Origin of the sequence: Micromonospora acroterricola (genome assembly GCF_003172955.1) — a bacterium.
GTDB classification, from domain to species: domain Bacteria; phylum Actinomycetota; class Actinomycetes; order Mycobacteriales; family Micromonosporaceae; genus Micromonospora; species Micromonospora acroterricola.
Map to the genome: position 1 here is coordinate 1 of NZ_QGKR01000210.1, position 10,168 is coordinate 10,168.

The 10,168-nt window shown below is 73.3% G+C and carries 12 protein-coding genes; 8 read left to right on the forward strand and 4 right to left on the reverse strand.

All coding sequences use genetic code 11. The features are described 5' to 3' along the window. Positions 1–241 (reverse strand): 2-oxoglutarate dehydrogenase E1 subunit family protein (locus DKT68_RS17505; protein WP_146218392.1); only part of this gene is annotated, 241 nt, incomplete at its 3' end. A gap of 269 nt (positions 242–510) precedes the next feature. On the opposite strand from DKT68_RS17505, the gene DKT68_RS17510 reads away from it, so the two are divergent. Both DKT68_RS17510 and DKT68_RS17515 read left to right on the forward strand, forming a co-directional pair. Next, positions 511–861, forward strand: coding sequence for a hypothetical protein (locus DKT68_RS17510; protein ID WP_109818492.1), 351 nt, complete (start codon positions 511–513; stop codon positions 859–861). After that, entirely contained in the window at positions 858–1,265 is a 408-nt protein-coding gene (locus DKT68_RS17515) for a hypothetical protein (RefSeq protein WP_109818493.1), read from the forward strand. Before DKT68_RS17510 ends, DKT68_RS17515 begins: the two co-directional genes overlap by 4 nt. A 112-nt stretch (positions 1,266–1,377) precedes the next feature. Here the strand turns inward: DKT68_RS17515 and DKT68_RS17520 are convergent, their stop codons facing one another. From DKT68_RS17520 to DKT68_RS17530, 3 genes are all read right to left on the reverse strand, one after another. Beyond that, entirely contained in the window at positions 1,378–2,202 is an 825-nt protein-coding gene (locus DKT68_RS17520; protein WP_074314159.1) for an ABC transporter permease, read from the reverse strand. Further along, a complete protein-coding gene (locus tag DKT68_RS17525) occupies positions 2,199–3,134 on the reverse strand; it encodes an ABC transporter ATP-binding protein (protein WP_109818494.1) in 936 nt (311 codons plus the stop codon). The genes DKT68_RS17520 and DKT68_RS17525 overlap by 4 nt, the downstream gene beginning before the upstream one ends. A gap of 141 nt (positions 3,135–3,275) precedes the next feature. Further along, positions 3,276–3,923 (reverse strand): hotdog family protein, encoded by a 648-nt coding sequence (locus tag DKT68_RS17530; protein ID WP_109818495.1) that lies wholly within the window; start codon positions 3,921–3,923, stop codon positions 3,276–3,278. Positions 3,924–4,159: 236 nt separating this feature from the next. Here DKT68_RS17530 and DKT68_RS17535 point away from each other — a divergent pair, with 236 nt between their 5' ends. The 6 genes from DKT68_RS17535 to DKT68_RS17560 all read left to right on the forward strand — a co-directional run bounded on the left by DKT68_RS17535 (position 4,160) and on the right by DKT68_RS17560 (position 9,937). After that, on the forward strand, positions 4,160–4,951 hold the full coding sequence (locus tag DKT68_RS17535; RefSeq protein WP_109818496.1) for a GNAT family N-acetyltransferase: 792 nt from the start codon (positions 4,160–4,162) through the stop codon (positions 4,949–4,951). Next, positions 4,948–5,898 carry a lysophospholipid acyltransferase family protein gene (locus tag DKT68_RS17540; RefSeq protein ID WP_109818497.1) on the forward strand — a complete coding sequence of 317 codons (951 nt, stop codon included), beginning with the start codon at positions 4,948–4,950 and terminating at the stop codon, positions 5,896–5,898. Before DKT68_RS17535 ends, DKT68_RS17540 begins: the two co-directional genes overlap by 4 nt. Before the next feature lie 260 nt (positions 5,899–6,158). Continuing rightward, a complete protein-coding gene (locus DKT68_RS17545; protein ID WP_109818498.1) occupies positions 6,159–6,983 on the forward strand; it encodes a DUF4097 family beta strand repeat-containing protein in 825 nt (274 codons plus the stop codon). Beyond that, the gene (locus tag DKT68_RS17550; RefSeq protein ID WP_109818499.1) at positions 6,980–7,591 is read left to right on the forward strand and encodes a PadR family transcriptional regulator; all 612 of its coding nucleotides are present in this window, start codon (positions 6,980–6,982) and stop codon (positions 7,589–7,591) included. The genes DKT68_RS17545 and DKT68_RS17550 overlap by 4 nt, the downstream gene beginning before the upstream one ends. A gap of 91 nt (positions 7,592–7,682) precedes the next feature. Next, complete coding sequence (locus DKT68_RS17555) at positions 7,683–8,384, forward strand: response regulator transcription factor (protein WP_074314148.1); 702 nt, start codon at positions 7,683–7,685, stop codon at positions 8,382–8,384. Beyond that, on the forward strand, positions 8,381–9,937 hold the full coding sequence (locus DKT68_RS17560; protein ID WP_109818500.1) for a sensor histidine kinase: 1,557 nt from the start codon (positions 8,381–8,383) through the stop codon (positions 9,935–9,937). Before DKT68_RS17555 ends, DKT68_RS17560 begins: the two co-directional genes overlap by 4 nt. Positions 9,938–10,168: the final 231 nt, after the last annotated feature.

Consider the following 10,168-nt stretch of genomic DNA (forward strand, 5'->3'; position numbering starts at 1 on the left):
CCTCGACGGCCGCTTCCGGCTGGCCGTCCGGCTCCGGCGCGGCGGCCGGCGTGCCCGTCGACTCACCGCCGCGCGGGGTGGCGGCGCCCGGGGCTGGTCGGTAGTCGGCGAAGAAGTCGTGCCAGGCCGAATCGACGCTCGTTGGGTCGGCGAGGTAGCGCTGGTACATGTCCTCGACGATCCACTCGTTCGGGCCGAAACCCGCCAGTGGGTTCTCCTGCGAAGTCTGCTGGGTCGACACGGCCGGTAATCGCCTCTTTCACGCGGGTTTGTGTGTCACGCGGTGTCCGGCGCGCCCAATTCGGAGCACGGACAGGACGGCTCCCAGGCTACGCCGTACAGATCCCGCAGGCATTTCCGCCTCGGTCGCGTGGTCCGTTTCACAGAAGATGCCAGAAGTTCAGCAACGCCTGCGCGGTTGATCGACGACTGGTAGGACGGTGACCTGGCAGGCACGGCTGAGTATCCGTACGGATGTCCGTCGAAGCGAGGCCGACGAGGATCGGCCGCATGGATCGCACGGGGACACGGGAGAAGTACGGCCGCAGCATGGCCGTCGCCGTCGGCTGGTACGCCACCGCGATCGCGGCGGTGGTGGTGGGCACGGCGAGCGTGCCGAGCGCGCCAGAGGTGGACTGTTCGGCGATGTTCAGCTGCCTCTCCCCGCTGGAGTCGCTGGTGCTGGCCGGGGTGTTCTGGGGCGGGCCGGTGCTCGTGGCGCTGCTGGTCATCACGGCGGTCGTCGACGCGCTGGTCGTCCGCCGGGTCTCCTCGGTGGTGCTGGCCGGCACCCTGTCCGTGGCGGTCAGCTTCGCGGTCTGCGCCGTCGTGGCCGCCGCGTACCTGGGCGGCCGGTCGTGAAGCGGCTCGGCCTCGGCGGGCTCTTCTTCGCCTGGCTCTACGGGGTGCCGTTCCTGCTCGTGGTGGGCCTGATCCGGCGGGTGTCCACGCCGTACACGCCGACCGACGAGGCGGCGCGGGCGTTCGGCGCGACCACGGACGCCCTGCTGACCGCCGGGCTCGTGCTCAACGCGGTGCTTCCGCTGGCCGGCCTGCTGCTCGCCGGGCTGGCCGGGGATGCGGGTTGGCGCCGGCACTTCGGCTGGGCACTCGGCGGGATGGTGCTGCTGTACCTGGCGTTCGCGCTCATCGACGGCATGGCGACCAGTCCACTGATCGGCCACAGCCCGGCCGACCAGGAGCCGGACCCGCCGGTCAGCCACTGCGTCCCGGTCAGCGGAGGCCGGGGCTGTCCAGGCGGCTGAGCGGGCACGGGGCTCGGAGCCGGACCCCCGGTGGCGGCCGTGCCGCCGCCACCGGGGGAGCGCGGCGCCCCGGGGCGGCGGCCGTGCCGCCACCACCCCGGGACGGTCCGGGTCAGGAGATGTCGCGCCGGCGCATCAGCAGGGTGCCGACCAGGCCGGTGATCACCGCGTACCCGATCAGCACGACGGCGCCGGCCCAGCGCGGCGGGTTGCCGGGGATGTCCGCCCCGGTGACCATCAGCGACGAGGCGAGCGACGGCACCAGCAGTTGCAGGTTGTTGATCCAGTCACCCCACCTGGCGGCCAGGATGCTGATCACCACGATGGCGCCGATCGAGCCACCCAGGTAGAGCAGGATGCCGGTCACGGTCGCGCCGATCTGGCTGCGGATCAGCACTCCGATGCCGACGCCGAACACCGCCCACAGCAGGTACGCGAGCAGGTTCAACCCGATCGCCCGCCAGGCCGCGTCGTTGCCGAGTTGCGAGCCCACTCCGACCGCGTTCAGCACCGCCGCACCGGCGATCAGGTTGAACGCGGTGGTGACCAGCCAGAACAGCAGCGCCAGCACACTCGCCGCGGCGAGCTTGGCGCTCATCACCGCGGTGCGGTGCGGCGTGGTGAGGAACGTGGTGGTCACCGTCTGGTGGAAGAACTCGCTGGTCACCACGATGATGCCGAGCAGCATCACGATCAGCAGGCCGAAGAACTGCCCGGTGGTGAACAGGTTCGACGAGAGCGCGTCCGGGCTGGCCGCCGCCTCGAACTGGGCCGCCTGCTCGGACGACAGGTCGGTGACGGCGTTGCTGGTCAGGGCGTCGGCCTGCAACCAGTTGATGAGCAGGGTGAGCGCCCAGAGCGGCAGGCTGATGAGCGCGAAGATCCACCAGGTGTTGGTGGTACGGATCTTGAGCAGTTCGGCTCGGACCAGGTTCATCGGATGCCCGCCTTTCCGGCCGTCAGCTCCAGGAAGACCCGTTCCAGGTCGGGCCGTTCGGTGGTCAGTTCGTGCAGCTCCACCCCGGCGGCCAGGGCGGCCCGGCCGATCGTCGGGGCGTCCACCCCGCCGACCAGCATGACGCCCTGCTCGTCGGTGTCGACGGTGGCCGACTGCGCCTTCAGCGCGGCGGTCAGCGCCTCGGTCTGCGGGGTGCGGACCCGGACCCGGGCGCCCTGCGCCATCGACCCGAGGACCTGGTCGACCGGTCCCTGCCGGATCAGCTGCCCCGCCGCGATGATCACCACGTCGTCGGCGAGCAACTGCATCTCGGACAGCAGGTGGCTGGAGACCAGCACCGTGCGACCCTCGTGGGCGAGGTTCTTGAGGAACCCACGCATCCACCGGATGCCCTCCGGGTCGAGCCCGTTGGCCGGCTCGTCGAGGATCAGCACCCGGGGGTCACCGAGCATCGCGGCGGCGATGCCGAGCCGCTGCTTCATACCCAGCGAGTAGCCCTTGAACTTGCGCTTCGCCGCCGGGGTCAACCCGACCAGGGCCAGCGCCTCGTCGGCCCGCTGCTTCGGCAGCCCGGCCGCCGCGCAGATCACCCGCAGGTGGTTGATGCCGGTGCGGCCCTTGTGCGCGCTGGACGCCTCCAGGATCGCGCCGACGTGCCGCAGCGGGTCGGCGAGGTCGGCGTACCGGTGGCCGCTGATGGTGGCCGTCCCGGCGGTGGGCGTGACCAGGTTCAGCAGCATGCGCAGCGTGGTGGTCTTGCCGGCGCCGTTCGGGCCGAGGAAGCCGGTCACCCGCCCCGGCGCGACCGTGAAGGACAGGTTGTTCACCGCCCGGACGTTCTTGTACTGCTTCGTCAGGCCGGACACCACGATCTGACCGTCACTGGTGGGGCTTCGCTGCCCGTCAGTCATCGTTCTCCTCCCGTGTGTGGCGTCGAGGTACGCCGTGGCACAGCGTGACGGTCCCAGGCAACAAGGTCAATCAGGCGCGGTCCGTACGACGCGGTCCGTCTCGAGGTGGAGGTGACTCCTCCCTGCGGAGGACGGCGTGGGTCAGCGGCCGATCCAGGTGGCCCGGGCCGCGCCGAGCAGGGCGCCGTCCGGTCCGTACAGGCTGGTGTGCACGAGCGCCTTGCGGCCCTCGGCCCGGATCAACGCCCCGGTCACCACGCACTCGTCGCCGGGCGCCGGCAGCGCGGTGACCACGGCGGCGATCCGGCCCAGCAGGTACGGGCGGCCCGGCGCGAGCACCGCCCAGCCGCCCGGACAGTCCAGCGCCGCCCACACGGTGGGCTCGCTGACCTGCTCCGGCGCCCGGAACGGCGCGGCCGTCCGGCCGTCCTCCAGCGGGCCAGGGAAGATCCGCAGCCCGTCGGCCCGCCGCGGACCGCAGACGTAGCAGTCGGGGAACGGGTGCTCGACGAGGCCGGGATAGCGGATCGCGGCGTCCGCCGCCACGTCCCGGTCGACCGGGGGTACGACGGCGTCCACCACCCCGGCCGGGCGGACCTCGGCCACCAGCTCGCCGGCCGGGTCACGGACCTCGCCGTCGACCAACGTCAGCACGGTCTCCAGCGGTGGGGGCCTGCGCAGCGTCACCTCGAGCGGCCCGGGATCGCCCGCCGCGGCGGCGAAGACGCCCGCGCTCCAGCCGCCGTTGCCGGAGCCGGACGGCCCGTTGTAGCGGGACTCGATGCGCATCGTCGACCTCCGGTGGGGCTGCCGGCGCCGACGCCGGGTCCGTCCGGCAGCCTCGCACGGCTGCCGCAGGGCGCGCCGGCGGGCCACCGCACGCCCTGCCCGGACGCCGGAACGTCACGCCGTCGCCGCCGGCCGGTCGCCGCCCGGCCCTCCGCTCACGGGCCGCCGGCCGTCGTTCACCCGATCGACACCGGTGGACACCGGGGATGGCAACCCGGGGCACCTACACAGATCCCATGGCCGTTCTGCATGCCGCTGGCGCACCCCTGACGACCAGCGGATACACCCTGCTGATCGCCGACGACCCGACCCAGGTCGCGGCCGCGCAACGCCTGCGTCACGAGGTGTTCGCCACCGAACTCGGCGCCACCCTCCGCCCTGGCGAGGCCGGGCTGGACGTGGACCCGTTCGACGCCCACTGTGACCACCTGATCGTCCGCCAGGAGAACACCGGCGAGGTGGTCGGCACGTACCGGCTGCTGCCGCCCGGCCGCACCGACCGGCGGTACGCGGAGGACGAGTTCGATCTCGCCGCGCTCGACCCGCTCCGCGACGACCTGGTCGAGGCGGGCCGGTCCTGCGTGCACCCGGACCACCGCTCCGGCGCGGTGATCAACCTGATGTGGGCCGGCATCACCCGGTACCTGCACCTGCGCGGTTCCCGCTGGCTCGGCGGCTGCGCCTCGGTGCCGGTGGCCGACGGCGGTCGGACGGTCGCCGGGGTGTGGGCGCAGGCCCAGGCGCGGCACCTGGCGCCGCCGCCGCTGCGGGTCCGCCCCCTGCGACCGTGGTTCGCCGAGCCGGCCGCCACCGCCGAGCCGGCCGCCACCGCCGAGCCGGCCGCCGACCCGGCCGGCCGGGTCGCGGTGCCGCCGCTGCTGCGCGGCTACCTCCGGCTCGGTGCGTGGATCTGTGGCGAGCCGTCGTACGACCCCGACTTCGGGGTCGCGGACTTCTACGTGCTCTTCTCCCTGGACCGGATGAACCCGCGCTACCTGCGGCACTTCCTGGGCGGGGCGGAGCGGTGACCGCCGTACCGCACGACCTCTGGCGGCCCTCGTCCGGCTGTGACGAGGAGTGCCTTCCGGCAGCTGGCGAGGTCCCCACCGTGCCGGTGGCCCGCCGGGTGCTCCGGCTGGGCGCGGGGGCGGGGATGCTGCTGGCCGGGGTGTGCCTGGCCGTGCTGCTGCCCGTGCTGCCGGCGCGTGAGCGGCAGGCGGCGGTACGCGGGTGGGCCCGGGCCGCCGCGCGGGCGTTCGGCGTCCGGCTGGTGATCAAGGGTCGACTGCCCCGGCGGCGCGCGCTGCTGGTCGCCAACCACGTGTCGTGGCTGGACATCCTCGCGGTGCTGGCGGTCGCGCCGACCCGGATGGTGGCGAAGCGGGAGGTCCGCGCCTGGCCGGTGGTGGGCCTGCTGGCCGCGGCGGCGGGCACGGTCTTCGTGGACCGGTCCCGGCCGCGGGCGCTGCCGGACACCGTGCGCCGGCTCGCCGGAACGCTCCGCGCGGGTCGGTCCGTCGCGGTCTTTCCGGAGGGTACGACCTGGTGCGCCAGGGACGGCGTGAGCGACTGCCGCCCGGGCGGCGGGTTCCGGCCCGCCATGTTCCAGGCGGCCATCGACACGGGCAGCCCCGTCGTGCCGCTGCGACTGGCCTACCGGTGCGAGGCGACCGGGGCGGCCACCACCGCCGCCGCGTTCCTCGGTGCGGACACCCTGCTGCGCTCGGTGGCCCGGGTGGCCGCGGCGCGGGAACTGGTGGTCTCGGTGACGATCGCGGCAGCCCTGCACCCGGCCCGCGACGCCGACCGGCGGTTGCTGGCCCGGGCCGCCGAGTCGGCCGTACACCTGCTGCCCTCGACGGGGGCGGCGGCGCGGGGCCGGCTGCGCCCGGTGCCCACCGTGGCCGTGGCCGACGCACCCACGGTGGCCGCGCCGACGTCGGATGCCGGCCGGGAGCTGGACCTGGCGGCCTGACCGGGCGCGGAGACCCACGGCCGGGACATCCGTCCGCTCTGCCCGCGACAGTTCAGCCGCACCACCGGGCCGTGGCTACCTCGTGAGCGTGATACCTCCAGGGCATAGATATGACTCAGAGGTATCACGAGTACCGGCGCACACGGCTGGAAGCGGCGGGCGCGCATCCCAGACCGAACCGCCGTCTTGTGTGTCGCGATGTATCGCGTTACGGTCTCCTCGTCGGACGCGCGTCGGCGCGCCGTCGAGGGGAGGACGCCATGACCGGATGGACGGTCGACAGCCCGCAGCGGCTCACCGTGGACGACCCGGTCACCCGGCTGGACGTCCGCCTGGTGAGCGGGCAGCTCAACGTCGTCGCCGCCGACGGCCCGGCCCGCATCGACGTCACCCGGGTCGGCCGCCGGCGGGTCCTCATCGACCACTCCGACGGCCGGCTCACCATCCGGCAGGAGCGCGGCCGGGGCTGGGCCGACGCCCTGCGGTGGCTCCGGTCGGTGCACCGGTATCCGCGGGTGGACGTCTCCGTCGCGGTCCCCGCCGACGTCCTCGCCGACCTGCGCCTGGTCGCGGGCTCGCTGGTCGTCTCCGGGCTGCGCCGGAACACCACCGCCGACGTGACCGCCGGCCGGATCACCCTGATGGGGCTGCGGGGCAGCACCTCCGCGCGGATCACGTCCGGCCCGGTGGAGGCGCTCGGCGTGCGCGGCGAGCTCACTCTGGAGACGGTCTCCGGCGAGGTGATCGTCGCCCAGAGCGCCGCCGACCGGGTGCAGGCGCAGACCGTCTCTGGAGCCATCACCTGCGATCTGGACAATCCCCGGGGCAGCGAGATCCGGCTGACCACCATCTCCGGCAGCATCACCGTCCGGATCCGGGAGGACAGCGACCTCTCCGTCCGGCTCAACACCGCCTCGGGCCGGATCACCAGCGGGTTCCCCCAGGTGCGCACCTCGACGTTCCCCCTGGCGAACAGCGAGGGAGTGCTCGGAGCCGGCGAGGGTAAGCTCTGGGCGTCCGCGACCTCGGGGAGCATCGCCCTGCTCGCCCGGCCGGTGGACGACAACGAGGAGGAGCTGCCGTGACCGCCGTGTTCAGCCACGGCCGGCTCCGGCTCTACCTGCTGAAACTCCTCGACGACGGCCCGAAGCACGGCTACGAGTTGATCCGCCTGCTGGAGGACCGTTTCCTCGGCCTCTACGCACCCAGCGCCGGCACCATCTACCCCCGCCTGCAACGGCTGGAGGCGGAGGGGCTGGTCAGCCACACCGCGGCCGGGGGGCGCAAGACGTACGGCATCACCGACGCCGGCCGCGACGAGCTGCGCCAGCGGGCCGGTGAGCTGGCCACCCTGGAGGCGGACATCGCCGCCTCGGTCGCGGACCTCTCCACGCTTGCCGGCGAGATCCGCAGCGAGGTGAGCGGTTCGGTGCGTGATCTCAAGCGGGAGCTGAGCGAGGCCGCCCGGCAGACCCGGCGCACCCGGTGGGAGCCCCCCGCTCCGCCGCCCCGTCCGGCGCCGGCCAGCGGGCCCCGCGGGGAGCTGCTCGACGAGTTCGACCAGCGGCTGGCCGCGTTCACCGCGGAGGTCGGCCGGTTGGCTCGGGCCCGGCGGTTCAGCGACACCCAGCTGCGCACCGCGATCCGGTTGCTCGACGGCGCGCTGGACGGGCTGCGCCGGCTGCTGCGCTGACCGGCGCCACCGGCCGGAGGGGCCGGCGACTCACAGGATTTTTGCAGGAAGCGTCCAGCGCCGACGCAGTGAGGTCACCGATGATGGGCGCATGCCCGCTACCCAGACCGAGGCGCGACTGCTCGTCGTCGAGGACGACCCGAACATCCTCGAACTGTTGTCCGCGAGCCTGCGGTTCGCGGGCTTCGACGTGGCAACCGCGACCAGCGGGAGCGCGGCTCTGAACGCCGCCAAGGACCACCGGCCCGACCTGGTGGTGCTCGACGTGATGCTCCCTGACCTCGACGGCTTCGAGGTCATCCGCATGCTCCGCGAGGGCGGCACGCGTACCCCGGTGGTCTTCCTGACCGCGCGGGACGCCACCGACGACAAGATCCGCGGGCTGACCCTCGGCGGCGACGACTACGTCACCAAGCCCTTCAGCCTGGAGGAGCTGACCGCCCGGATCCGCGCCGTGCTGCGCCGCACCACCACCGGCGAGCAGGCGCCGTCCCGGCTCACCTTCGCCGACCTGGAGCTGGACGAGGAGACCCACGAGGTGCACCGCGCCGGGCAGCGGGTGCAGCTCTCGCCGACCGAGTTCAAGCTGCTGCGCTACCTGATGCTCAACGCCAACCGCGTGCTGTCCAAGGCGCAGATCCTCGACCACGTCTGGAACTACGACTTCCGCGGCGACGACAACATCGTCGAGTCCTACATCTCCTATCTGCGGCGCAAGGTCGACACCAGCCAGCCCCGGCTGATCCACACCCTGCGTGGCGTCGGGTACGTCCTGCGCAAGCCGGCGGCGTGAACGCGGTCGAGCAGGCGAAGGGACGGCTGCGGGGCGTACCACTGCGGGTCAAGCTGGTCGCGTCGGTGCTGGCGCTGGTCTTCGGCGCCCTGGTGGTGATCAGTGTCTCGACCGCGTACTTCCTGCACAACTACCTGGTCGACCAGATCGACCTTGAGTTGCGCGAGTCGGCTGACCGGATCCAGTCCATCATGCCGTCGAACGGCGTCTCGCTACCCAGCGACTATGTGGTGGTGCTGGCCAGCCCGACCACCGGCAAGGTGCAGTTCGCGTACGACAGTTCCCGCTTCAAGGAGACCGACCTGCCGCCGTGGCCGAGCGACGCGGCCGGGTTCGAAGCGCAGGAGGAGGCCCAGGAGGGCGACCCGTTCACCGTCCGCGCCCGGGACAGCTCGGTGCGCTGGCGGATGCTCTACACCGAGCTGCCCAGCGGCCAGATGGCCGCGATCGGCGAGCACCTGACCGACGTCGACCTCGCCGTCAAGCGGCTGGCCTGGATCGACCTGCTGGTCGGCGGCGCGGTGCTGATCCTGCTCGCCTCGGTGGGCGCGGCGATCGTCCGGACCAGCCTCAAGCCGCTGGTCGAGATCGAACGGACCGCCGCCGCCATCGCCGGGGGCGATCTGACCCGTCGGGTGCCCGACCCGGAAGAGGGGCAGGAGCATCCCACCTCCGAGCTGGGACGGCTCTCCCGCGCGCTGAACGCGATGCTCACCCAGATCGAGGCGGCGTTCACCGCCCGGGCCGCCTCGGAGACCGCGGCGCGCTCCGCCGAGAGCGGCGCCCGGGACGCGGCCGCCGCCGCCCAGGCGTCCGAGGCCCGCGCCCGGCGCTCCGAGGAGCGGATGCGGCAGTTCGTCGCGGACGCGTCGCACGAGCTGCGTACGCCGCTGACGACGATTCGCGGCTTCGCCGAGCTGTACCGGCAGGGCGCGGCGCGGGCGCCGGAGCAGACAGCCGGCCTGCTGCGCCGGATCGAGGACGAGGCGGCCCGGATGGGGCTGCTGGTGGAGGACCTCCTGCTGCTCGCCCGGCTGGACCGGGAACGGCCGCTCTCGCTGGCGCCGGTGGAGCTGCCGGTGCTCGCGTCCGACGCGGTGCAGGCCGCCCGCGCGATGGCCCCGGACCGGCGTATCGAGCTGGAGATCGAGCCCGGCTCGGGCCCCCTCGTCGTCTTCGCCGACGACGCGCGGTTGCGTCAGGTGATCGGCAACCTGGTCACCAACGCGCTGACCCACACCCCGCCGGACGCGGAGGTCAGCCTGCGGCTGCGCGGCGAGCCGGGAAACCTCGCCGTGGTGGAGGTGGCCGACACCGGCCCCGGGCTCTCCCCGGAGCAGGCGGAAAGGGTCTTCGAGCGGTTCTACCGGGCCGACGCGGCGCGGACCCGGCGAGCCGACGGCAACACCGGCACCGGTCTCGGCCTGGCCATCGTGGCGGCGCTGGTCGCCGCGCACCACGGCACGGTCGAGGTGGTCGAGACCCCGGGCGGCGGCGCCACCTTCCGGGTCCGGCTGCCGCAGGTGCCTCAGGTCGACGACGCGGGAGAATGACTGTCAGGCAACTTCCAGGACGGTTCCAGGTTGGTCGCAGTGGCCGGGGAGAAGGTAGTTCCATGACCGAGTTCGAGTCCGACCCGCAGCGCCGGCCGGCCCCCACCGACGCCGAGCCGTCGCACCCCACCGCCGAGCTGCCGCGCGACGAGCGCGTGCAGTCCGACTCCCCAACCACCCCCGTCCCGGTCGTCTCGACCACCGCGGACGCGGACACCACCCCCGTCACCC

Coding starts and splice junctions, on each gene's coding strand:
- DKT68_RS17520 (WP_074314159.1), bottom strand. CDS start 2,202: ATGAACCTGGTCCGAGCCGAACTGCTCAAGATCCGTACCACCAACACC.
- DKT68_RS17530 (WP_109818495.1), bottom strand. CDS start 3,923: ATGCGCATCGAGTCCCGCTACAACGGGCCGTCCGGCTCCGGCAACGGC.
- DKT68_RS17555 (WP_074314148.1), top strand. CDS start 7,683: ATGCCCGCTACCCAGACCGAGGCGCGACTGCTCGTCGTCGAGGACGAC.
- DKT68_RS17525 (WP_109818494.1), bottom strand. CDS start 3,134: ATGACTGACGGGCAGCGAAGCCCCACCAGTGACGGTCAGATCGTGGTG.
- DKT68_RS17510 (WP_109818492.1), top strand. CDS start 511: ATGGATCGCACGGGGACACGGGAGAAGTACGGCCGCAGCATGGCCGTC.
- DKT68_RS17535 (WP_109818496.1), top strand. CDS start 4,160: ATGGCCGTTCTGCATGCCGCTGGCGCACCCCTGACGACCAGCGGATAC.
- DKT68_RS17545 (WP_109818498.1), top strand. CDS start 6,159: ATGACCGGATGGACGGTCGACAGCCCGCAGCGGCTCACCGTGGACGAC.